Origin of the sequence: Metabacillus fastidiosus NBRC 101226 (assembly GCF_001591625.1) — a bacterium.
GTDB lineage: Bacteria > Bacillota > Bacilli > Bacillales > Bacillaceae > Metabacillus > Metabacillus fastidiosus.
Map to the genome: position 1 here is coordinate 1 of NZ_BCVG01000036.1, position 24,274 is coordinate 24,274.

Annotated in this window: 22 protein-coding genes and 3 pseudogenes; 16 read left to right on the forward strand and 9 right to left on the reverse strand. The window is 33.5% G+C overall.

What is annotated here, in order from left to right; genetic code table 11:
- Window positions 1-146 precede the first annotated feature (146 nt).
- A complete protein-coding gene (locus tag BFA01S_RS10565) occupies window positions 147-983 on the reverse strand; it encodes a hypothetical protein (protein WP_066229626.1) in 837 nt (278 codons plus the stop codon).
- Between the two features lie 158 nt (window positions 984-1,141).
- Between BFA01S_RS10565 and BFA01S_RS10570 the strand changes: the two genes are divergently transcribed.
- The 6 genes from BFA01S_RS10570 (at window position 1,142) to BFA01S_RS10595 (ending at window position 6,687) form a co-directional block, all read left to right on the forward strand.
- Window positions 1,142-2,092, forward strand: coding sequence for a DUF4885 family protein (locus BFA01S_RS10570; protein ID WP_066229628.1), 951 nt, complete (start codon window positions 1,142-1,144; stop codon window positions 2,090-2,092).
- Window positions 2,093-2,313: 221 nt separating this feature from the next.
- Complete coding sequence (locus BFA01S_RS10575) at window positions 2,314-3,054, forward strand: hypothetical protein (protein WP_218011639.1); 741 nt, start codon at window positions 2,314-2,316, stop codon at window positions 3,052-3,054.
- A 356-nt stretch (window positions 3,055-3,410) separates the two neighbouring features.
- The gene (locus BFA01S_RS10580) at window positions 3,411-5,039 is read left to right on the forward strand and encodes an MFS transporter (RefSeq protein WP_066229635.1); all 1,629 of its coding nucleotides are present in this window, start codon (window positions 3,411-3,413) and stop codon (window positions 5,037-5,039) included.
- A 28-nt stretch (window positions 5,040-5,067) separates the two neighbouring features.
- The gene (locus BFA01S_RS10585; RefSeq protein WP_066229638.1) at window positions 5,068-5,703 is read left to right on the forward strand and encodes an HlyD family efflux transporter periplasmic adaptor subunit; all 636 of its coding nucleotides are present in this window, start codon (window positions 5,068-5,070) and stop codon (window positions 5,701-5,703) included.
- An 82-nt stretch (window positions 5,704-5,785) separates the two neighbouring features.
- Entirely contained in the window at window positions 5,786-6,331 is a 546-nt protein-coding gene (locus BFA01S_RS10590; protein WP_066229641.1) for an NAD(P)H-dependent oxidoreductase, read from the forward strand.
- Window positions 6,331-6,687, forward strand: coding sequence for a hypothetical protein (locus BFA01S_RS10595; protein ID WP_156483598.1), 357 nt, complete (start codon window positions 6,331-6,333; stop codon window positions 6,685-6,687). Before BFA01S_RS10590 ends, BFA01S_RS10595 begins: the two co-directional genes overlap by 1 nt.
- 354 nt (window positions 6,688-7,041) lie before the next feature.
- Here the strand turns inward: BFA01S_RS10595 and BFA01S_RS10600 are convergent, their stop codons facing one another.
- Complete coding sequence (locus tag BFA01S_RS10600; RefSeq protein ID WP_066229646.1) at window positions 7,042-7,695, reverse strand: TetR/AcrR family transcriptional regulator; 654 nt, start codon at window positions 7,693-7,695, stop codon at window positions 7,042-7,044.
- Between the two features lie 236 nt (window positions 7,696-7,931).
- On the opposite strand from BFA01S_RS10600, the gene BFA01S_RS10605 reads away from it, so the two are divergent.
- Together BFA01S_RS10605 and BFA01S_RS10610 are read left to right on the forward strand one after the other, a co-directional pair.
- Window positions 7,932-8,717: an SDR family NAD(P)-dependent oxidoreductase gene (locus BFA01S_RS10605; RefSeq protein WP_066229649.1), complete on the forward strand. Its 786-nt coding sequence runs from the start codon at window positions 7,932-7,934 to the stop codon at window positions 8,715-8,717.
- Window positions 8,718-9,432: 715 nt separating this feature from the next.
- The gene (locus tag BFA01S_RS10610; protein ID WP_066229652.1) at window positions 9,433-9,777 is read left to right on the forward strand and encodes a hypothetical protein; all 345 of its coding nucleotides are present in this window, start codon (window positions 9,433-9,435) and stop codon (window positions 9,775-9,777) included.
- A gap of 428 nt (window positions 9,778-10,205) precedes the next feature.
- Here BFA01S_RS10610 and BFA01S_RS10615 read toward each other — a convergent pair whose 3' ends face one another.
- Window positions 10,206-10,604, reverse strand: a complete 399-nt coding sequence (locus BFA01S_RS10615; RefSeq protein ID WP_066229655.1) for a YfmQ family protein — start codon at window positions 10,602-10,604, stop codon at window positions 10,206-10,208.
- Between the two features lie 211 nt (window positions 10,605-10,815).
- Between BFA01S_RS10615 and BFA01S_RS21905 the strand changes: the two are divergent.
- Window positions 10,816-10,998 (forward strand): annotated as a pseudogene (locus BFA01S_RS21905) (GntR family transcriptional regulator); the annotation flags it as partial.
- 27 nt (window positions 10,999-11,025) lie between these two features.
- Here the strand turns inward: BFA01S_RS21905 and BFA01S_RS10620 are convergent.
- Complete coding sequence (locus BFA01S_RS10620) at window positions 11,026-12,252, reverse strand: CynX/NimT family MFS transporter (RefSeq protein WP_066229658.1); 1,227 nt, start codon at window positions 12,250-12,252, stop codon at window positions 11,026-11,028.
- A gap of 152 nt (window positions 12,253-12,404) precedes the next feature.
- The gene (locus tag BFA01S_RS10625; RefSeq protein ID WP_066229660.1) at window positions 12,405-13,202 is read right to left on the reverse strand and encodes a dihydrodipicolinate synthase family protein; all 798 of its coding nucleotides are present in this window, start codon (window positions 13,200-13,202) and stop codon (window positions 12,405-12,407) included.
- A gap of 326 nt (window positions 13,203-13,528) precedes the next feature.
- Between BFA01S_RS10625 and BFA01S_RS10630 the strand changes: the two genes are divergently transcribed.
- Together BFA01S_RS10630 and BFA01S_RS10635 are read left to right on the forward strand one after the other, a co-directional pair.
- A complete protein-coding gene (locus BFA01S_RS10630; protein WP_066229662.1) occupies window positions 13,529-14,443 on the forward strand; it encodes a LysR family transcriptional regulator in 915 nt (304 codons plus the stop codon).
- 303 nt (window positions 14,444-14,746) lie between these two features.
- Window positions 14,747-15,493 (forward strand): YheC/YheD family protein, encoded by a 747-nt coding sequence (locus tag BFA01S_RS10635; RefSeq protein WP_066229664.1) that lies wholly within the window; start codon window positions 14,747-14,749, stop codon window positions 15,491-15,493.
- A gap of 627 nt (window positions 15,494-16,120) precedes the next feature.
- Here the strand turns inward: BFA01S_RS10635 and BFA01S_RS10640 are convergent.
- The 3 genes and pseudogenes from BFA01S_RS10640 to BFA01S_RS10650 form a co-directional block, all read right to left on the reverse strand.
- On the reverse strand, window positions 16,121-16,888 hold the full coding sequence (locus tag BFA01S_RS10640) for an AraC family transcriptional regulator (protein ID WP_066229667.1): 768 nt from the start codon (window positions 16,886-16,888) through the stop codon (window positions 16,121-16,123).
- Window positions 16,889-16,907: 19 nt separating this feature from the next.
- The gene (locus BFA01S_RS10645; protein WP_066229670.1) at window positions 16,908-17,489 is read right to left on the reverse strand and encodes a LysE family translocator; all 582 of its coding nucleotides are present in this window, start codon (window positions 17,487-17,489) and stop codon (window positions 16,908-16,910) included.
- Between the two features lie 126 nt (window positions 17,490-17,615).
- Window positions 17,616-18,235 (reverse strand): annotated as a pseudogene (locus tag BFA01S_RS10650) (3-methyl-2-oxobutanoate hydroxymethyltransferase).
- A 27-nt stretch (window positions 18,236-18,262) separates the two neighbouring features.
- Between BFA01S_RS10650 and BFA01S_RS10655 the strand changes: the two are divergent.
- Window positions 18,263-18,769 (forward strand): MepB family protein, encoded by a 507-nt coding sequence (locus tag BFA01S_RS10655; RefSeq protein WP_066229676.1) that lies wholly within the window; start codon window positions 18,263-18,265, stop codon window positions 18,767-18,769.
- 480 nt (window positions 18,770-19,249) lie between these two features.
- On the forward strand, window positions 19,250-19,648 hold the full coding sequence (locus BFA01S_RS10660; protein WP_066229679.1) for a RidA family protein: 399 nt from the start codon (window positions 19,250-19,252) through the stop codon (window positions 19,646-19,648).
- A 492-nt stretch (window positions 19,649-20,140) separates the two neighbouring features.
- Here the strand turns inward: BFA01S_RS10660 and BFA01S_RS23665 are convergent.
- Window positions 20,141-21,369, reverse strand: a pseudogene (locus BFA01S_RS23665) (GerAB/ArcD/ProY family transporter).
- 421 nt (window positions 21,370-21,790) lie between these two features.
- Here BFA01S_RS23665 and BFA01S_RS10675 point away from each other — a divergent pair.
- The 3 genes from BFA01S_RS10675 to BFA01S_RS10685 are packed head-to-tail and all read left to right on the forward strand — an operon-like array spanning window position 21,791 to window position 23,951.
- Window positions 21,791-22,384 (forward strand): TetR/AcrR family transcriptional regulator, encoded by a 594-nt coding sequence (locus BFA01S_RS10675; RefSeq protein ID WP_066229689.1) that lies wholly within the window; start codon window positions 21,791-21,793, stop codon window positions 22,382-22,384.
- Window positions 22,385-22,386: 2 nt separating this feature from the next.
- Window positions 22,387-23,085: an SGNH/GDSL hydrolase family protein gene (locus BFA01S_RS10680; RefSeq protein ID WP_066229692.1), complete on the forward strand. Its 699-nt coding sequence runs from the start codon at window positions 22,387-22,389 to the stop codon at window positions 23,083-23,085.
- A 41-nt stretch (window positions 23,086-23,126) separates the two neighbouring features.
- A complete protein-coding gene (locus BFA01S_RS10685; RefSeq protein ID WP_066229694.1) occupies window positions 23,127-23,951 on the forward strand; it encodes an SDR family NAD(P)-dependent oxidoreductase in 825 nt (274 codons plus the stop codon).
- Window positions 23,952-24,274: the final 323 nt, after the last annotated feature.

Sequence of the window (24,274 nt, forward strand, 5' to 3'; positions counted from 1 at the left end):
TATAATGTGCTTTATGTTAACTAGAGTGTTGTTACTTACTATATTTTTATCTTTGCAGATTAAAGCCCATGATTTTTCAAATAAATCATGGGCCGTTTTCTTATTTTCATCATCAAATGAATATATTTAGTTTAGATTAAATTTACTTAAAATTGATCTGTAACATCATATTCATAACTAATATTCGCACGAACATTTGTCATTGTCGATGCACCAGAAGCTTTTGCATTGTATTTGAAGCTCCATACTTTAGCAACATAAAGTTGATTTTGTAAAGAAATATTATAAGAACCAGAAGTAGCACTAGAAGTTGTTGCTGTATGCCATACTCCGTCCTGATTTGACATCAGCTTATGTGTTACATTCCCTTGACTAGGACTCTGTGTACTACGTGTAGTAACTGATTTTACAACGGCTTTCTTTGGAATTGTAGTATCTTTTGTTAAGTCCATAGTAATAACGGAAGAATCAACACCATTTAAACTAAGATTTTTATTCCCTGCATTTGAAGCAGTACCCGTAAAACTAAATTCTTTACTACTTGATTTAATACGATCAAGAACAGATACAGTAAAGTACATATCACCAGTGTATGTACCTCGACTAACTTTTACATAGAATGTAGTAGAACTTGTCGCATCAACGTTTGCATAAATAAATGGTGTAAGTGAATTAGGATTAATTGGAGTTGTTCCATTATTACCAGTATTTAAAATTTCTATTTTCATACCGATATATTCATTTCTATAAGTACTTTGTACATAGAGTCTTTCTCCAGCACTAGCAGTAAACTTATAATAAGCTTCATTTTGATCTGCTGGTAAAATAGTTGTTTCTGGTAGGTAATACTTCCAATTTCCCATATTATGAGCTGTATCCATACTATTGTTTCCAGTGGCTGCCGAAGCAGGATTAGTAAATGTAGGTATTAACAATAGTAATAATACAAAACCTAGTAAATGAATTATCTTATTTTTCAACATTTTTCATCCCCCTTTCGACCTATTACAACAAATATAATCATAAATAGTAATATTTTACTATAAAGTTATAAAATATATTAATTTACTTATTTTATATTTTTTTATAGTTACCGATATATGAGATACAAGGATTTTTCAAAAAGGTGAGGAGAAAAGGTATGAAGATTAATAATCAAACGATATCCTATTCAGCAGTAACAACTAGTCAGCAACCAGTTACTAATAATGAAACTACTATTCAAAGAAATAATCCATATGAAGGAGAAGGAGATAGAAGAAATAAAATACTAGATGAAAAATATAGAAAGCTGAATGAAGAAAATAAACGCTATGCAAATCCATATGATCATATTCTAGATAAATATTGTAATCCTTACTCACCCAAATTTAGATCAGACTTAACAAAAGCAGAGAGGGATGCAGCCTATAGCATGGAATCCTCTATGTTAAGAAATGGTGTTATTAATTCTTATGACTTTTCGGATGCTGCTTTTCGTGGTGAAGGACCAATAAATGATACATTGGAGAATACGAAAAAGAAGGTCTTTAATCGACAACAAGTAAATGGTCAAATCCAAGATTTATTTACAAAATACGGTGTAACAATCCCTTTAGGTACAGCTCTTACTTTTACAATTAACCCGAATAATTTTAAATTAACAGTTACAGGTACAACAGATTCATCATTAATTGATCAATTACAGAATGTACTTAATACAGCCAATAATTCTAAGGAACTATTTTTCCACATGATAAATAGTAGCTCAAATGAATCAACCCAGTTTACACAATCTAAATTAGAAAAGTTTCGTCTAGTGAATCAAATCAAAACAATAACAGGATATGATTTAAACAGTTTAGCTCTTGTAAACAATAAATTTATAACAGAAGATGGAACCGACATTTTTGATATTTACAAGGAAAAGCTTAGTCAAAATCCATATACGAAGGATCATGTCGGAGCAGCGATTGGCTATTATGGCCCTATTCTCCATGAACTAGCGAAAAATGGCTTTGATTCCATTCCTGATTTAACTCTTTCGATCCGTTATGAAGATGGACAACTCCACGACATCGGACAATCCATTAATTATAGTAAAGCAATTTAACTAACAATCTAGAATATTTATTATGTAAATAAAAAGAGGCCTTTAAGGCCTTTTTTGCTACCGATAATGTGTTTTATGTTAACTAGATTTGGATAAAGCACTTATTTAGATACTTTAAAGTCTTGTTCAACTAAAGGGCAGGTTTGTATAATAAGAACAGCTACCTTTGGTAAAAACTGATACTCAGAAGAGTAGGTGATAAAATGGACGAATTCGAACTTATGTTAGAAGAAATAAGGAATTCAACAATGGAGACGTTGAAAAATTCAACTATACAAATTGACCAAGAAAAATTAGAAAAATTTAAAGGCATTATTTCAGAGTTAGTAAGCATTAGAAATAAGTATAAAGAACAACTTCCCTACTTACGAACATTAACGGAAAAGGAAATTGTGAATTTTCGGTATTCAAAGGGTGGGGAAGCCATACACAGAGGTTATTATTGTCCGAGTCCTGTTCTAGATTTGATTGTTGGTGGACTTAAAAGAGGTAAGCTTTTTAAAAGAAAACCTGATTTCGGAAGATATTCTTATGAGTACTGTTTTGATTCAAAAAACAGACTGATTCTCGTAAGAGGTGTAAATGAATTTACAACACCAAATAGCAATTATAATGAGGAATACTTATTTTATAACTGTAAAACCATTATCGGGTTAGAGTTTAGACAAACGGGTGACATCGTAGCTGTTTCCAGATGTACCTTTGCTAATAATAATATTGTTAAATATGAGAGGAGTATATGTAGCTTACCGCAGTATGCAGACCTTTATATTGAAGAATACGCTTACGAAAATAATTTGCTTTCCGAGGTTAGAACATTTCAAGTAACTCCACGAATTGAATTATATATAGAAGATAAATTTAAAGTCGAAATAGATGAGGACGGCAAAATAATTAAGTTAATTGGAGGTACGATAACTAACGGTGTCTGGGAACAGCGAATTTTTAATTTTAAAAAGTAAGAAGAATAGTCAACGTTGTTAAACTAACGGGTGCTTTAACTCAATAAGCATAAAACAACTTTATTATTGATTTTTAAGTACTAACATATTTAATTGAATAAAAATGAAACAATTTTAAAAATCCTTACTACAATACAACATAGTAAGGATCTTATATATTTATATCAAAATTAAATAACTATATTATCATCTTACATTTTTTATTTTTAAAAATCCGACAGGTTATCAAATGGATAAATTTAATATTGTTTTTTTGATTATATATTGTATAATACAAGTTGTTATATACAAGTTAGTTAATAAAATTTATTCATTACGAGTTTAATGAAGTGTAAATCGAAAGGAGGAGTATATAAATGAGCGAACAGATTCACAACCCTGTATCGGAGAAAGAAAAGGGGAGAGTACCGCCATATTTGATCATATCTATTTTAACGATATTTGGTATCGGATCTCAGTATTTTTCCAATCTTTCTTATATTTTAAATCAAACAGTTATTCAAAATGGACTTCATATAAGCTCAAATAACTTGCTTATGCCATCAACGCTCTCCAATTTGGCGTTTGCGTTCGGAGTGCCGCTTGGACCTGTACTTACGAAGAAATTAGGTTTAAGGAAAAATTACTTATTTTTTGTTCTTATTTTTTTATTCGGTTCTATTATTAGTGCCGTTTCTCCTGAGATTATTACTCTTACTGCAGGGAGAATAATACAAGGCTTTAGTGCCGGAATACTGTTTTTAACTATTTTACCGTTAAGTTTAATATCGTTTCCAAATAAAATCCGAAATACATTTTTATTTATGATTATTACCGGATTATTCGGGGCGACTGCACTTGGGGCATTATTCGGTTCCGTATCATTAACTATTGATTCATGGCGCTGGTTATTTTATCTTAACGGGTTTGCAGCTGTATTATGCCTGGTAATTGGATTTTACGCACTGCCAAAAAATAAAAAACAGGATAATAAAAAAGCTGATAAAACAGGCCTGTTTTTATACAGTCTTCTTATGATTGTTCTTGCATTTCCTTTATGTAATTTAACGCAAAAAGGATTTACATCTATTTACGTTTGGCCGTTTTTAGCTGCGGCAGCTCTTTTATTAGTTTTATTTATTTACGTGGACTTAAAAGCGGAGAAACCATTAGTTCCTTTCCGCTCATTAAAGGCGGCAAAACCTTTTTCCGGAACAGTTATGGCAATCGCATCACACCTCGCTTTAGTAATTGCTATTGCGGGGATAAATGGATTTTTGAGAAATAACTTGGATCTTCCTTTTGTATATATTACTTATTTCTGGCTTTGGTTTTTTGCAGGGATTGTCGTTACAGCTGTTCTTAAAACACTGCTGTACGATAAATTGGGAGCCGGAGTTCTTGGATTCATCGGATCACTTGCCGTTATTTATGTCAGTGCCGAGTGGAGAGTGATGGGACCGGAAACTTCTTTAGCCTTGCTCTATTTTCAAGTTGCCTGTCTCGGAGCGGGAATAAGTATGGTTCTTGTCGGAGGTGCTTTAGGAACAGCACTCGCTGGGGATATTCATCAAGCATCGACGAGATCGGTTACGCTTCATTCTATCCGTAATTTTGCCGGAGCGGTTATGTCTCCTTTTATCGGCTGGTTTTTAATAAAACAAAATGCCGTTAACTATGAAGGAATACGGGAAGGTCTCAGCCAAAATGATCCGGAATTTAAATTAGAACTAATGAAGCTCATGAAACATTTTATTGGGGAGGGTCTTCCATTAACAACAGCGAAAAATATGGCATCCTATGAGCTCGTTGCGAATGCGAAAAGGTCAGCTGTTTTAGGGGCATACCACCAATTGTTCACGATTTTACTAGTAATAAGCGTCATTATGCTCATTGCTTCGATCGGAAAAATGGCTACAGGAAAAGGCAGATCTCTCGTGCAAAAACAAACACGTGTCCTTCTGCCTGCTCCGAAAGAAAAAGATTTGAAAAACAGTGTTTCATAAAAATTTACATTAAGGGAGATAAAAGATAATGAGTAAAGGGCGTTTACTTTTAGCAAATATAATCGGGATTATTGTTCTTTTAGGATTCATTGCCGGCGGAGGTTATATTTATTATCAAAACGAAAACTACGTAAGCACAGAGGATGCAACTGTCTCCGCTGACATGATGCAGATTGTCGCACCGAACTCCGGCATATTAAAAGATTGGAATGGGGAAGAAGGTACGAATGTATCTGAAAATGATACAGTAGGAGCGGTATCTGACGGTGAGAAAACATTATCTGTCCATGTAGGGGAAAATGGAACAATTATTAAAAATGAAGCGAAGAAAAACCAGATGGTTCAAGCTGGACAAGTTTTAGGAGAAATAGCTGATATGGATCATCTTTATGTTATGGCAAACATTAACGAAACAGATTTAAATGATATTGAGATCGGTGACAGCGTGGATATTAAAGTGGACGGAGATAAAGAAGTAACATTTGACGGGGAAATTGAAGGGATTGGCTATGCGACAAATTCTGTATTTTCCGCTCTTCCGTCACAAAATGTAAGCGGAAATTATACAAAAGTGACTCAAAAAGTACCAGTGAAAATCTCCATTCAAAACCCTTCTAAAAAAGTACTGCCGGGAATGAATGCAGAAGTAAAAATTTCTCTATAAGGAAAAAAGCATGTCCTTTGTTCTGTCATAAGAGCAAGGGACATGAACTTTTAACAGGAAACAACAAGGAGGAGACGAGAAAATGAAAATATATGTAGTGTATGACAGTGAAGGAGAACATACAAAAGCACTTGCCGAATCGATAGCGGATGGTGCAAAAAAAGTAAGCGGAGCGGAAGTTTTTCTTGATCATGTCGATCAGGCTGATATTTACAAGCTTTCCGAAATGGATGCTATTATCTGGGGATGTCCCGGCCACTTTGGAACGATCAGCTCAGGATTAAAAAAATGGATCGACAGACTCGGTTATTTATGGGCAGAAGGCAAGCTTATTAACAAAATAGGCGCTGTCTTCTGCACAACAGCCACAACTCATGGCGGACTAGAGGCAACAATGCTTAACCTCATTACACCAATGCTTCACCAAGGGATGATCATTGTCGGACTGCCGGGCAATATTCCGGAAAACGCACTTTATGGATCTTATTATGGAGTCGGCATTTCGTGCCCGATAGAAAGTTCCGAATTAATCTCTAAAGAAGGTTTGGAACTAGGGAAGGCATTGGGGGAAAGAGTTGCAAAAGTGACAAAAACTTTCACAAACGAACAGGGCGGAGCTGATAAATAATGGTGGCAGTCATCTTGTTTGTAGTTATTGCTATTGTTATTATTTTAGGCCTAGTCATGATGAACATGAATTCTGTTCCATCTAAAAGGCAAGTAGAAGATACCCCGGCAGTAAACAATGAAAATCAGCTGAAAGAAGATTCTGAGAATACAAGTACAGACCTTCCAAAAGAGGACGAGACAGAAGGAAATCAGGAACAAATAAAAGCACTTAGTATGGATGATCAGGCGTACCGAAAAGCATTGCAGTCTTTTAAAGGGAATAGTGGTGATGATGTGAAAGAAGCGGATCGAAATATGAAGGATGATGATTTTCGGAAGGCGTTGAAGTCGATGGTGGGGAAGGATAATAGATAAATAAGGTAGTTTTAGATTAGAAAAAAGAATGACTGGAGGAAATCGTTAATGAATGATTTCTTTGAGGGTATGTAAATATGGGCTTGAGACTTTTCCGTAGTCAACATACGTGGGGTGCATAATATTGATGGTTCTAAAACAGTAGTGGAGATATGAAAGTGTTGGTTTGAGAGTAAGAGTAGTGTACGTATGTAGAGTAACTACTCTTACAGAGAGCGATAATAGAGGCAGAGTTAATTGGGAATCCACATTTAAAACCAAAATAATATAAATCAGCCACCGTCAATGGCATATTCCATTAACGGTGGCTGATATTTTCCTTTAATATAGAATTTTGCATAGAGGGTTTTTGATTTAACTATCGCTCCGAAAAAATGTATCAATTAAATTTGATATAGATTTATCATACAATGTTTTAGCTGTTGTCTCATTTTGAATGTGTCCTCCTAAATGCAGGTGAATTGTACCGTGCAGGGAAGCCCAAACAAGATTAACAACAAGTATGGGGTCCTTCTCGGAAATAAGTTCTTGTTCAATAGCCTTTGTAATAATTGTGATCACTTGTTGTAAAGCTGTTGTAATAGCTTGTAAACTTTCCTCTTCCGGTCTGAATTCGCTAAAGGCTCCACCAAACATCACCATATAGTAACTGGTATAATTTCTTGAGAAATCCCAGTAAGCTTGTCCAAGATCGCGAAGATATAGTTTAAGATCGACTTGTTTTGGAACTGCTTGAAAGGCAGCAGCTAACAATTTGCAACCTTCCAGAAAAAGTTGTTTAGCTAAACCTTCCTTGCTGCCAAACAAATTATAAATAATTTTTGTTGGGCATTCCATTTTTTCAGCAACCTTGCGAATGGTTACGGCTTCGGGACCGTATTCCTGCATAATTGATGCAGCAGCTTCTATAATGTTAAGTTTCAATATTTCAGTATGCTGAAGTTTGGCTTTTGGGTAGGTTGTAACTGTACGAGTATCTATGGAAGGCATTTTGGACGAATTATACATGAAATTTCCCACCTTTATAACATTAGTTTTCTAAAATAGCTTTCTTCTCTAAAGCTTATTTTACTGCTTTGGATGGTAAAATGCCAATTTATGAATGGATTACACATGTATATGAGTAATGAGCCAGTTGCTTTAAGGTATTAAGTGCTCTATTTGACATTATAATCCCACTTGGATACAATGATTCATATTGAAACACTGTTTCTGATGAATTATTAAGGGGAGAGATGATAGAGATGATACCAATACAAAACAAATGGACGCTGATTACAGGTGCTTCTTCGGGTATAGGTGAAGCATTTGCACATGAATTTGCAACAAGAGGGAGCCACTTGATTTTAGTAGCTCGCTCGGAAGCCAAATTGAGTGCTTTAGCAGAGAAACTACAAAAAGAACACGGTATTCAAACACAGGTGATTGTTTCTGACTTATCTCAAGAAGGTTCCCCAAACAGGCTTTATCAACAATGTGTGGAACGGGGTCTGAGCGTTGATTTTCTAATTAATAATGCAGGGTTCGCTACTCATGGGCTTTTTGAACAACTGTCGGGCCAAAGGCAGCATGAAGAAATAATGCTCAATGTACTGGCGGTTGTAGATCTTACCCATTTATTTTTACCACAAATGTTGAAAAGGAAAAGCGGAGTGATTATTAACGTAGCTTCAACAGCAGGATTTCAACCTCTCCCTAATATGGCTGTATACGGTGCCACAAAGGCTTTCGTATTATCATTTACACAGGCTTTATGGGAGGAAAATCGAAAACGCGGTGTACAATTTCTTACGTTATGTCCTGGGTCAACGGAAACAGAATTTTTTAACGTTGTAGGGGCAGATGAAGCATCTGTGGGGAAAAGAGATACTCCAGAAAATGTAGTTCAAGTTGCTCTTCGCTCGCTTCAAGCTAAAAAAATATATACTATACCAGGGTTTAGAAACTATATCTCTGCTCAAATGTCTCGCTTCATTACACGAAAACAAATGCTTTTTATTGTCGGACGAATGCTCCGTGCACGTCATTAATATATGGCAATGTTCAGCACTCCAGTCATGTTGAGTGCATGAACAATAAATAAAAATCAATTTATTCAATTAGAATATTTGTTGATTTTTAAAAAGCTTAACGGGAATAATCTAGAATAATTGCAGACCGAATGCTCACCATCTTGCTAACATGTTTGGCTAACGTACTTATTTTTCTAAACAGAATTTAATTAACTGAGCTAATTATAATATCTTATAAAGGCTTGATAAATTAATCTTTTTTATACTTAATTAACTAGGCTGAACTAGGTTGATTTTGCAAAATAAAATTGACAGGGAAGGGGGTGGGGGTTCAACTCCCTCACAGGTCATCACAAAAAGTCCTTGATATCATCAAGGGCCTTTTTATTTTGCCTTCTAATTCTATCTTCTAATAGTTACCGAATGATTGGACCAATTAATACAATTCATTATCTAATGATATAATTTCCGAATTCTAAGTATTCTTTTAAATGACTTGTGGTAAGTTGTTTGATTTTTATATCACTAAAAAATCGAATAAGCAAAGCTGTTTGACTCTTATTTATTGTCTTCTAGAATTTATATCGTTGTTATAAAATTAAATATATAACGAAAATGATTACGTATTTTTTATTCCTTTTTAGCCACTATAAAATAGGACATGTTCATTCATTTTAAAGAATTTATAGGACGAATCGGATTTAATCTAGATACTGAAAAGGAGTGTTGGCTATTGTTATTTTTTCAGCCGGAGTTTCGTAATCAGGAAGGAGAAATCTTAAATGTTGTGGATTCAAATGGGAAAGCTGTAGGGTATATTGCTTACTTATATAAAGGTGAAAATGATCTTTATATCATGGGTCAGCTTGATAATGAAGGGGAGAAGCAGAATTTTATTGACATCACATCTAAATATATTGATGGTCTTAAGAAGTCAATTCTCGGAAGTGAAGAAAAGGAAATGAATTTATCTATCAACCTTGGCGGAGAGGCAATTGATGTAGAACAAGGTCAAAGTCAAAGTCAAAGTCAAAGTCAAGGTCAAGGTCAAAATCAAGATCAAAGTCAACAAAACTAAATAATATTTTAAACGAATATTTCCTGAAAGTGAGCATTGATATGTTTGTTCTTCTCAAGACAGAAATATAAGTTTAGTAAAAAAGGACAAACTGTATTTGAAATAAAAAAGGAAATATGAGACATGACAAAAAATTAATAAAAGCAACAGTAATCAAAATTCACTGCAATTACATGGCCAAGTTCCTGTTAGCAGGGACAACAGTAAAGGAAATAAAAGAAGTACAGATCAGACAGAACACTAAAATAATAGTGTAGTTTAGCTGAAACAAACCGGTCATATTCAGACTGGTTTGTTTCACTTTGTTAAATTGACAGGGAAGAGATCAGGGATTCAAGTCCCTTACAGTATTAAATAATTGCCCTGATAATAGCTAATAAGAAAAGATAGTCTCTTTAAAGATCCCTTTTAAATGAAATCTCCCATTACTAACATAGCAATTTTTGAAGGTTATCGGAACGCAGACGATATGTAATTACTTTCTTTTTGTACTTTTTGATTACATCAAGATGATCGTCGTAACTGTATACAAATAACTTAATATCATCGTCTCCCTTCTTAGTATCAAAAATTAAGGGAGTCCGGCTCGTCTCTGGCTGTACAGTATATTTTTCCAAAAATGATGCTTCATTAAAATAATGAATAACTTTATTTTTGTCTTCACCTTCCAAGCGTTTTCCATCGATCGTTACAGTGGTAGTCGCGCCATTAAGTGCTGAATGTAATTCGAATTTTTTCATAACCCATTCCACAGCAGCGCTTGGAGGATTTGTTAATAATTTAAGTACACTTATAACAATTAGAAAAAGTACAAAAGGCCACAGCATATTTTATCATCTCCATTACGTTGTAAATGAATATTGTTACATAACTCATATGGTCTTAGAGTGTACAGTTGATTTTTATATAATTCTAATTTCCTGCAAGAAATTTTCATCTTGTGTTGTATAGTGTTATTAATTTCGGCATAATTTAAATTTTCTCTTTTTGTAGTAATGATTGTAACTTGAGTATAGGTTTAAATTAAAACAGCTCGCTGAATATATCGAAAATGGAATAGCAGATGGTATCTTTCCAGCTGATAAGTCATTACTATCGGAAAGATACTTAGCTAGGGGGCTTAATATAAATAGAAGCACAGTCGTTGTGGCATATGATGAGTTGAAATCAAATGGACTTATTCAAAGAAATAAAGGACTATTCGATAAAATCCCCTCGTAATCAAGGATGAACGAGGGGATTTGTTGATTATTTAGAAGTTACATATTCATTTTTCCCTGCGCTTATACCTGTAATAAAAACAATAACTGAAGCTAAAACTAACATGAGTAAAGGAGTAGTCCAATCAAGTGTAATGTCGTGTAACCATCCGAGTAAGACAGGCCCTATAGCAGCTAAAAGATAACCTAATGATTGGGCCATACCGGATAGTTCTGCTGCCTCATTAGTATTTTGGGTACGTAAACTAAAGAACATCATGGCTAAACTAAATGCAAATCCAACTCCGATTCCAATCATAATAATCCATAATGGAATAAGGGGTGTACTTCCGTATAAGATACCTAATAGCCCTGCAATAAGCAATACAAAGGAAACGACTACTAATAATTGTTGGTTTTTTAAACGTCCGGCTAAAATAGAGACAATAAACGTAATAGGAAGCATAGAAAGCTGCATTAAAGACAGCATCCAGCCAGCCTCATGAGTGTTCAATCCTTTTTGTTCAAGAATTTCAGGCAGCCATGTGATCATTGTATAGAAGATTAACGATTGAAATCCCATAAATAATGTGACATTCCATGCTAGTTTAGAACGCCATAAGTTAGTAGATTTAACTTTCTTTTCTCTTTGTACAAATTTAATAGACTTATGTTGATTTCGTAATTGCGGTAGCCAAAAGAAAATCGTAAGAAGAGATAAAATTCCCCAACATCCAAGAGCTCCTGGCCATCCTAATCCTGATAATGAGGAAATTGGGATACTCATACCTGACCCAATAGCTCCACATAAATTCATGGAAACTGCATAAATTCCTGTTATCATGCCTATATTTTGTGCGAAATTATGTTTAATGAAACTTGGTAATAATACATTACCAATGGCAATAGATGAACCAATTAAGATTGTTCCTATAAATAACGTTTCTACTCCGCCAAAAGAACGTATTGTAATTCCGATGGTTAATGAGATTAAGGAAATAAATAGGGTGAACTCCATACTAAAACGTTGAGCTAACTTAGGGGCAAAAGGAGATAAGACCGCGAAAGCAAGTAAAGGTATTGTAGTTATTGTCCCTGCTAGTGTATTAGATATTCCCAAACTGTCACGAATAGAAGCTACTAGTGGACCGACTGATGTTAGCGGAGCTCTCAGGTTAGCTCCAATTAGGATGATACCTATAATAAGTAATCCTAATCTAGGCTTTAAATCTAGTTTCGGTTGTTCTATTTGGTTTGTTACTTGTGAAATACCCATGATAGCTATAGACCCTCCGTATTTAATGCTAAAGCTTTTTCATTGTGCAATATACTTATTGTTTGGATTGCCGTATTTGTATCCGCAAGCAGAAAAAATAATAAGGTATTTTTTCTGCCTGACGGTTACTCTAGGGTTTTTCATTTAATCTATTATTTAATAGGAGAACGGCAAGTTCCTACTTTTATACCTAAAGAATTGTAGTGATTTTTTATATTCGTAATAGCCTTATCATCTATAACTTCATTAATTAAATGATTTATTTTCCGAAGGTGAACTGGTTTATCCTCTAATAAGTCATTGAAAATTTGTTTGATTTCTTGCGGGTAAACATTTCCAACCATGCTTGAAAGTCCGTTATACCCATTCACTATTTTTTGTGTAAGGTCAACATCTCCACCAGCGAACATGATGAAATTATCCGGTAAATTTGTATTATGGTGACGTTTAATATCACCCTCTTCTTTAAATCCTACAAGGTTAGAGTGTTTTTGATTAATAAGTGTATTAAATGATTCAGCACTTAGATCAAATCCTGTACGGAAAGGCGTATTATAAAGTACAACGTTTTTAGTTGTATGTTGCAGCAGCTCATTCATATAAGAAACGGCTTGCTCTTGTGTCGGCTGAATATAAGGTGTGAACTGAACTAGAATAGAATCAAAAACAGATTCCTCAAGTTTTTGAATAAGTTTTATTGCATTTCTTGTTGTTGTAGCTGATACTCCAAACATAAGTTCAACATTTTGAAATTTTTGCTCGTTAAAATAATCAATAATTTGAATGCGTTCTTCGATACTCATTGAATTCTGTTCACCTGTACTACCAGACACAAGCAGGGAATCGATCCCGTTATCTGTTAAATATTGAACAATTGAATTAAAGCCTTCTAAATATAAACTCTCATCATCATGGAATGGTGTTGGAATAGCAACATTAAAATTTTTCATCAGTTATATCCTCCAGTACATATAAGTTATAGAAACTAATTTTTCAACATGGTCAAATATTAATCTTCCTGTTCTTTTCTAGCAGCTCATTATAGTTGATGATATCTGTTTTTTCCTATCAGCCTCCTCGAATTTTACATAATCGAAAGATTCTAATTAATGGAACCTCTTTGTAATTAATAGTCTAAGATAGTTCATCCGATAGAACAATCCAATTATTTATATAATAACGATAGGTTTAGCCTATGGTATAATTTGTAACAACCTAGCAGATTTACAAAACGCAAATTTATTTATTATTACCGTTCAAATCAGGAGGTTTTAGAATGGAATTAAGACAACTTGAATATTTTTATGCAGTGTGCCAAGAACTTCATTTTACAAGAGCAGCAGAAAAGGTTGGTATTTCTCAACCTTCTTTAAGCCAACAAATTCGTTTATTAGAACATGAAGTCGGCACACCATTATTTGATCGCATCGGTAAAAAGACGGATCTTACAGAGGCAGGGAAATTACTTTTAAAGTATACGAGTAACATTTTTCATGAACTGGAACAGGCAAAAATCTCAATCGATGAATTAAACGGACTTCAAAGAGGCACCATTTCTATCGGTACATTGTTAACTGTTGAAAATTATCTTATTCCTCCCGCATTGCTTAATTTTCATAGTCTATATCCCGCTGTTAAGATATCTGTGTTTGGATTACGTACCGGCGATATTCAAAAACAACTGTTAGAAAATAAGCTGGATCTGGGAATTGTCTTTTTACCTATGGAAGGCAATGAGCTAGAAACTATTTCTTTATATACAGAGGAAATGGCCTTTGCTGTACCTATTGGACATCCGTTAGAAAATCAGGATACGTTAAGCTTGGAAGTATTGCAGACGACACCTTCCATCTTACTTCCTGAACAATATTTTGTAAGACAGCTTATAAATAACGCTTGTAAAGACTTAGGCTTTATTCCCGAACCAGTCTTTGAAATTACAACTGTGCAATCTTTAATTAATATGGTTATAGATAGGGTAGGGGTAACTATATTACCGAAACCTTGTTTAGAGTACCTTAATGACCCTCGTATAAGAATCATTCCCATTCTAAATGCTGATCTTGCCAGGGATGTAGGAATTATCTATAGGAAAGATAAATATTTGAGTGCTGCGACACGTATTTTTATTAATACTCTAAGAGATGTTTCACTTAATTTAAATCAGAGTCCTACTGAAGATACTGATTAAAAAGTTCACCCTTTTAATAACAAAGAAGTAAGTGGTAAAAACAATACCTTTTTCCAAAATGGAGGAGGGTATTGTTTTTTGTATGAAAACATCTATTTATCTACAATTTTATTGATTAATGGTTCTATTATTACAAGACAGGTTTGTTGTAGAAGGTTTAGATTCTGTGTATTGCTAAATAAATCTACATTCTTTGTTAAATTGATAAAGATATTTTGTATTAGAGGGACTTGTTGTCTAATCAATTTTAAAAACTATGAATAAGTTGTATAAAAGAGTTTGTAGAAAAAAGGAGAGAAGGTTGTGAAAGTTTCCAAAGGAAAATGGGAGAATTACAATATTATGAAGAAGGATAGGGAGATTGCTAAACATTTACCTGAGACTAGAATTCTAACAGATGAATCATTATGGGAAATGGTCAAGCTGTATCGTTCTGTCGTTGTAAAGCCTTCCTGCGGATCTTTCGGAAGTGGAATAATTAAAGTTTCCTTATTAGTGGATAGTTCGTACGAAGTCCACTTTGAAAATAAAAAGAAGATTTTCCGTAATAAAGAACAAACTCTCGAATATATTAAAGAAATTCGCCTTCCTCAGAAAAGCTATATTGTTCAACAATGGATTCCTCTTGCAGTAACTAATAAACCAGCACGACCTTTTGACTTAAGAATTATGGTTCAACGCATGAAGAAAAGTCCAGACTGGGTAATGACAGGACATTTGGCAAAAGTGGCAGCTAGAGGATATTTTATTACAAACGTCGTAAAAACTATCATCCCTATTCAAGAAGCGATAGATGGTTCTCCTGCCAAAAGCAATATTACGTCTACTCCACTACTTGATATAGAACGGCTAGCATTAAGAGCTACTTCTCAGCTAGAGAAACACTGTCTAAATTCTCGAAATATAGGTTTGGATATGGCTTTTGATAAGAATGGATACATTTGGATAATTGAAGTAAATTTCCGTCCTCATATTGAAATGTTTAAATATCTAGAAAATGAAGATATGTATAATATGGTTAAATTTTATAAAAAAGGGAGAGCGGGTTGATTTTCCTTAATTAATGGGTGTGATGTTTTATAGGAAAGGATCACTTTTTCTTATTCAACTAGTGTTTTAGTCGAACAAGAAACTGAGTGAAGCTAATTAAAAAAATAGGCTCAATTCTACTTGAATAGGAATCGAGTCTGTGAAGTTTAACCGACTAACATCCTTTGTACTGCGACATACACTCCGCACCTGTTGAAGTAGTATGGTACATGATTTTAAAATAAGAAGCGAGAGAATCTACTCTACTTCTATTCAAATATTGGAGCAGCAAGTTCCATCAGTCTTTACTTTGATCCGGTTAATTAAACGATTATAAACCTTTTTCATATAGAAGAAAATGAAGGATATGTACACATTGATAAAAAAGGGATGCAAAAAGAAGTGTTCGGGTATACATTAAGCTGTTTAAATAGAAAAATAGTGTACTTGCACCGAATTCTGGAGCAGATCATCATATTTCATCAACTTTAACATAAAGAGAGCATCTGTTGATTAATCTTTTTTCAAAACATGCTCTTTTCTTTTGTTCGTTTATCAAGGTTAATAACATTGTTTCATTTACACTTTATTTCAAAGCTATAAATGTTAGATTATGAACAACAAACAGACCTCTCATAAAGAGGTCTGTTATCTTATTTGTTTGAGATAATCAATAGCTGTTAATCCATAAACTCGTTTAAATTGCCGATTAAGGTGTGTTAAATCCACAAAATCACATTCAGATACAGCTAAGTAAGCATCTTTTTCTTGCTCAATAAACTTCCTAGCATAATCAACTTTATTGTTAAGGTAGAATTGATATGGGGTAATTCCTGTCTGTAACTTAAAGAACCGTATAAATTGAAACTTCGACATACTAAACTTCTCTGAAATCGATTCTACACTTAAACGTTTTATATTATGCTGAATGTCTTCTTTCATTTTCTTAATTAAGGTATCTTGGTTTTGAATTTTATTTGTATTAATCGTTAAATTATCTGCTAAGTTAAACAACAAATCATCACATATACACTCATCTGCTTCCGTAAGGACTGCCTCTGCAAGATTCATAACGTGTTGTTGAATATTATGATTATAGACAACAGGTGTAGAGAAGCGAATGTAATCTTTTTGTTCCATTGCTTCTAAAAATAGACTTGGTTCAAGATAAAGCATAATATAATCAAGACCTTGCTCGTCATGGGCTGTTCCATCGTGTAATTGTTCTGGATTAAAAAACATAATTCCGTTTTTATGAGAGAGTTGTAGGTTTCCATCTAAATGATAATGTTGTATACCTCTTTTGGTAACACCTATTGCGTATTCACCATGCGAATGTTTTTTATATGAAAAATCAGTAATACTTGCGGAAAGAGCTTTTATTCTTTTCTGCTTTTTGTAAAAAAATTGATTCATCTTTCCAATCACCTCTTAATTAGAACCAAATCATTGCAGCAGCATAGAGCAAGAAAAGTGCCATAATAATATTAGTTACTTTGTTATATTTTCGCAAAATCTCTTTAAATATTGCTCCAAAACCTACCCAAAGAATAAAAGAAGTAAATCCTATCATGGTAACACCTATTACAGCAACTGTTAAAGGACTAAAACCATTATAGTAGGGTAATATAAAACTTGGAAATAGTGTTAAAGCAAAAATTATTGGTTTAGGGTTTAACATGGCAATAACTAATCCACGTTTAAATGAGCCTGCACTATTAGTAGAAGTTGTATTTTTAGAAACATCCATTTTGTAAACTTGATAAGCTAAGTACAGCATATATACTGTACCTAAAATCTGAACGTAGATGATAAGGCTGGGTATTAAATTTAAAAAAATTGAATTTAAAACTGCTGAACCTGAAAGTAGAATACCAAACCCTAATACAGAACCATACGTAAAACTCATTGCTGCTCTAACGCCAAAATTCTGTACGGTTGATAGTATTAAAATATTGGTCGTTCCAGGCGTAATGGTAACGATAAAACAATAAATGATAAAAGAAAATATACTCATATGCTCTGCACTCCTTGATGTTGTATTTCTACAATCTACATCGAAAGAGTTGCCGTATATAGTACATAATTGCACTTACCCTTTAAAAAACGGAACATCTTTAAATGTTCCGTTTTTTAAAGGGTACTAATTATTGCCATACAATGACTTTATCTCTTCTTCTTTCATGTTATATGAATGTTTTTCTTCTGGAAAATCACCATTCTTAACGTCATTTGTATAAGACTTTATATTATCTAGAATAACATCATCGAGCATTGTATAGTTTTTGATGAACTTAGGGAATCTATCGACACCATATCCAAGTATATCGTGTAAACCAATACTTGAGTATCCACATGTACACCTGCACCAATTCCAATAACGGGTATAGATACTTCTTCTGATAATTTTTTGGCTACTTGTTTTGGTACACATTCTAATAAAATAGCAAAGGCTCCTGCTTCCTCTACTTTTTTAGCATCATCTATAAGTTTATTTGCTGATTCTATATCTTTCCCCTGTACCTTATAACCACTAAGAACACCGACAGATTGTGGTGTCAGTGCAAGATGGGAACAGACTGCTATCCCTGCATTCGTGAGGGTTCTTATATGATTAATAACATCACCAGCTGTAGCTTTGAAACAAAGTTTGATAATTAGAAATAAAGATTGATCATTTGGAATAAAGTCAGACAATTTATAAAAAAGTTTGATACGATTACATTGACAAGTCAAATTGCAACAGTTCCGCAAACGGGCCATCTAGATGAAGGTTTTAGGAGTGAAGAAATGAATAACTTTTATACAGCATTATCTTATGTACGTAAGGTGATTTATGAGCCTAATCACTTAACTGTAAAGTCGATACAAGAAGAAGAGCAAAATTCTAAGTATGGTGCGGGTATATTTGAATTAGCTTCTAGAACAGTTCGATTCAGAGTTGCGAATATAACCCCTACCAAAGTAGGGCAGTTTGTTGCATTTTGGGAGAAAGATGAAAATAATAAAAATCAGCCCTATTCATATGATGAAGCACCGGATTTGTTAGTTATAACTACCTTTAAAAATGGAAATGAGTTTGGGCAATTTATTTTCCCGAAAGAAATTCTTTTGAAGCAGAATATTCTTAGGTCCAGTTCAACAATTGGGAAAATGGCAATAAGAGTTTATCCTAGCTGGGATAGTCCAACAAGTAAACAAGCGATGAAAACTCAAGAATGGCAGTTTCCCTATTTTGTTGATATGAGTAACTCGAATAACTTACCCATAGATAAAATACTAGAACTATATTCTTAGTAATCCTCTGCAATCGGGCGCGTTTGTTGCAGATCAACAGTAGAAAATGATCAAACTTTATTATAAAAATTGTACAGTATTTCATAAAGAATTAATCCGTTTTGATCAATCTTTTTTCAAAAGGGGGACCTTTTCATTTACCATAAAATGTGCGTTTGCTTGTTGTTTTTGATACAATTATGCTGATAATCTGGTTTTTTAAGTTCAACAATCTTGGTTATTTTGCGGAATAAACCTTAGATTAATATTTAAGTTCTGCAAAGAGCCTATTTCCTATAAAATAATAATTATCAACAATCTTGTCATTTTAAGAGAGAGGAGTGTTCACCCATGAAGAAAAAATCACTTAAGTTTTTATCTTACGGATATGGATACTCCACTGCTGTTTTTTTCTAGAAGTCTTTTCAAGGGTGAAGTGTGTCTAAATTTGATCTTCTAGAGAAAACTGCAGAAAATTCTTTTAAATGGCGAGGTAAATAAATGGAATACGAAAAAATTACAAGAAAAAATCCATCAAGTATGCCTGCACCAGTTGGCAATTACACACATATTACAAAAATTCCAAGGAATGCAGAGTTATACGTGACATCAGGTCAAGTCGGTGTAGATCAAAATGGACAATTCCCACAAAATATGAATGAACAAGTGAGTAATACGTTTACCAATATAAAAACAGTGATGGAATCTGAAGGGTTAAGTGCCGAAAATATTATAAAAGTGAACATATGGGCTACTGAGAAAATTGATTGGGAGTTCTTTGATTCAGAGTGGGAACAATTATTTAGTAATGATTATCCGGCAATGACGATTGGATATATTGTTGAGTTAGGTTTACCTGAGATAAAAATTGAAATAGAAATTTGGGCAGCTAAAGTATAAAATTTAAACACACTTCATCAAAACCATGGAGCATCTAAAACCAGATGATTCCATGGTTTTTAATACGAGCACATTTTAAGCAATCAAGCTCGATTGTGGAAGAGGGTAGAAAATGCTCAAACTTTTAAAAAAAAACGGATTCTTTTTATTTGTCCTAAAATGAGTTTCTGTGGGATATTTTTAATCAATCTTTATTATAAAGCTACAAAATTAAACAACTTTAAAAAGCCTTTCTACAATAAAATGTAGAAAGGCTCTTATATTTTTATATGAAAATTAAATAACCTTATTATCATCTAACAGGTTAATATTTATAAGATCTATTATGACAGTAAAAGGAGGCCTTAGAGGCCTTTTTACTGTGAAAAATGTGCATTAGTTAACTAAATTCGTATAAAGTATTCATGCACACTTGAGATCTTATTGAATTAATAACAGAAAATTGAAGAAGGAATATCATTTAGTAAACAATAAAGGTAAGGGTTTGTACTTTTATTTAACCTGTCTAATTTCTTTTCTGTTCACTTTTTTCCTACAAAAATCTACTCCTATTAATAATAAAGGTAAAAAAAGGCCGAAGGTAAAAGTGTATAACTCCATTACTTTTGGAAGCTTAGTAAGGCCATAAATGATATTTGGAGACACGATAATTGAAAGGACAATAAGGATCATTCCTAAAGGATATGTTAACATCCTGTATTCTTTTAGGTTCAACGTTTTGGAAAGACTTAAAGTCGCTGCATAAAAACAAATGGTCAGTTTGATAAATATAGAAAAGACCCATATTGTAGCTAATACTGCTTCAATACGTGTTAAAAAATCACCTACATTGATTTGTTTAGATAAAAGATAAGTTGAATAAATATATCTTTCTGTGGTAGCAGGGCCCAATACAAGAATACTTAAAGCCACAATAATGAAAATTACTATTCCCCCCATGAACGCACCAATTGAAACAGCTTTCCTAAAATCTTTTTTCTGATTCAAAAAGGGAAAGATCATTAAAAAACAATTAGCTCTAAAAAGGGGAAAATAATAAATGAAGTACTCGCTTTCAGAACAGGTTTAATTCCATTCTCAAGTACAGGTTGTATTTGTTCCATGTTTCCTTGAGGGATAATAGCGATCACAATAAGAAAAAAAAGCAAAATAACTCCTGGAAAGAAAATTTCGGAAGCACGCGCCACCGATTCTAATCCAAGCCGAGTTCCTATAATAACCACGCTCATAAAGAGAATATGGATTGCTAGGATAGGTGTTTCTGGCATAAATTCCGTTGTAATAAAATCTCCTATGTTTCTAAGCACTGAAGCAGACAAAATCATCAAATAAATAAAAAAAAGAAGAGAAATTATTTTTCCCAACCATTTTCCTAAAATTTTTTCAGTATATTCAACTAAAGTCATATTAGGATAAAGATTCCCTAGCGCACTATACAACTGAATAACAAGTAACCCGATTCCCAATCCTAGCATTGTGGAGATCCAAGCGTCTTGTTTTGCTTGAGATACGAGTATTGAAGGTTCAAACAAGATTGAGGGGCCAATGATATATAAAGTCACAATAACTACCAGTTGTATGAAATTTATTTTTTCGTTATTAAACATCGTTCTTCCCTCTTTATAATTATCTTTTAAGACTTTATTTACATCCACTTTTGTTTTAGTCTCATTATTGTATTCACTGGAACCAATGTATTTTTGACATTTAAACACTCTCATAATTTCATCTTTACATTATCAACGTAAATTAAAGAAGTTAAACTTAAACTATTCTCTTACTAAAGATGAAATACATTCAGAAAAAGATTGTTTAAGATCCTTTTTTTGCTTTGTAAAATGTCCATTATGTTAACTAAACATACGAGTTTTAGAACAAATAATTAAATGTGTAATTTTAAAATTTTTCAACAACCGGGCCCGGTTGTTGAATAAAGACTTGTATTATTAAATTACCATCGGAAATATGATACCAACTAAAAGCATGCAATGAGCGTGCTTATTTGTATTGATAGTTCATCTATATATGGTTAAAAATGTAAATATCGTGAACGTGAATTACCTAATGTATCCATTCATTGAAAAAAGATATATAATAAATTAGAACGGTCGTTCAATTATTAGAAAGGAGTTGTAATTAATCTTGGATAAAAGGCGTTATAACAGTGAAAATGCTAAGCGTGAGATTATGGAAAAAGCAACCTTGATATTTTCTCAAAAAGGATACAATCAAACTTCTGTACAAGACATATCAAAAGCCTCTGGTTATAGCAAAGGACACATTTATTATCATTTTCAAAATAAAGAGAAGCTGTTTGTTTTACTAGCACAAAACACGATGCAGGATTGGTATACAAAATGGATAGCAAAAGAATCATCCTATATCACAGCAACAGAGAAACTTTATGGAATGGCGATGCATGTCCTTTATAATTACCAAACTCCTTTATTAAAAGGAGGACAAGAACTCGCCTCAAATCCTGCTTCTAGTTTAGAATCTGTTAAAGCATTATATGAGTTAGCAGTTATTCCTATGGGTTCTTATCGTTCCATTCTTCAAGAGGGAGTGGAAAAGGGGGAATTTGAAGGTGGAAATATTGATGAGTGGACATTGCTTGTTGGAACATGGCTAGGGGGTTTATGTCAGTTAACGGAAACACAAGAATTGAGTACGCTTGAGCCTCTCTTTAACCAAGCAATTACAATCTTTTTAGAGTCTATTAAGAGGAGGAAATAGAAATGAAAATAGCATTAATAGGAGACAGTTTAACTGAAGGCCGTCCTGGGGTTTCTTTCTTTAACGTACTAAAAGAAAAGTTTCCGAACATTACGTTCGTTAATCATGGCAAACCAGGAGAGTCAGTTAAAAGTTTATATACTCGTCTTTTAAAAACAAAGTTAGATATAGATTACGACCTTTCTTTCCTTTGGATCGGCGTGAATGATGTTTATTCAAAAATGCTGAGTGTTCAAGCACAGCCAGTAGCAAAAGATCATGATGAGTTCAAAGACTATTACGAGAAAGTATTAGAGCTAGTTCTTGCATCATCGAAGAAAGTCGTAGCAGTTACCCCAGCATTAGTTGGTGAAAATACGGATAATGCTCCCAATAATGAAATCAAAGAATTGAATGTTCTTATCCAATCCATCACTCGTAAACAAACAAATGTTAGTTTTCTAGATATCCAATCTGTTTTTTTAAGTCACCTTTCAAAAGTTAACAGTTCAGATTATATCAGCACAAAAGTAATGAGAGTAATGGCGGATGTTCTCTTTTATAAGAAGCCTTCAAGAATTGACAAGCTATCAAAAGAACGCGGTCTTCATCTTACATTAGATGGTATACACCTAAATAGTACTGGTGCACAAATTGTTGCAGAGATTTATGAATCTGAAATCAAACGTTTGACACACAAAAATCAAGACGCAATTCAGTAATGATTCAGGTTAGAAGGGTTGTAAAATAGAGGAGGATTCGGATGCAGATGATTAGAAAAGTTGCGGTTGTAACGGGTGGTGCTTCAGGTATAGGTCGGGCAATTTGCAGTGAACTAGTCCAACAGAATGTGTTTGTTATTATTTCAGATATTAATGAACAAGCAGGAAAAAATTTTGAAGCAGAACTGAACAAAGAAACAATAAATGCTAGGTATGCCTATTTAGATGTGACTGAATATGATAGTGTAGAGCGATTACTTACAGATTTATACCAAGAATTTGAACGGATCGATTATCTGTTTAATAATGCTGGTATGGCTATGTACGGTGAACTCTATGATATGACGATAGAAAACTGGAAAGAAATCATGGACGTTAACCTATGGGGAGTCATTAATGGAACTCAAGTGGGATATAACCTCATGAAAAAACAAGGATTCGGCCATATTGTGAACACAGCATCAGCAGCAGGTTTAGGACCTTCTCCAGTATCTTCAGCATATGCCACTACGAAACATGCGGTTGTAGGCTTAACGACTTCGCTTCATTATGAAGCAGAAGAATTCGGAATAAAAGTTAGTACACTTTGCCCCGCGTTTGTTGATACCCCTATTTTTGAAGAAGCAAAAGCAATTAATATCAACAAGACAGTTATTACCCAACAATTAAAGAAGCAAAAAATGATGTCTCCTGAAAAACTAGCTAAAATTGCTTTAGGTGGGACTCATAGAAACAAACCTATTATTTGTCCAATGCCAATGCGTCGAACAATGGATATTTTTTTCACACTGTTTCCCCCAGCACACAAAGGACTGATGAGGTTAGTTTGTAAAGTAAGTAGGAAAGCTCGGATTCTTGAAAATTGAATTTTTAAGAAAGAGCAAGTCTTCATGAGGTTAAACTTTAATATAAGGGTGAAGAAGAAAATCTCTTCCATAAACGGGAGCGATTGTTGAACAATATAGGTAGAAAATGATCAAACTTTTTTATAAAAGACTGATTCTATTAAATATATTAAGAGCGTGTTTTGACTAAACTTTTTTTTCAAAACACGCTCTTTCTTTTTGTTCATTTATCAAGGCTATTAGTATCAATTTGATCAAACATTATTCTACGGCAATATAAACAATTGAAAGGATCTTTTAGATGAAGATCTTTTTTACTGTGGATAATGTGTTTTATGTTAACT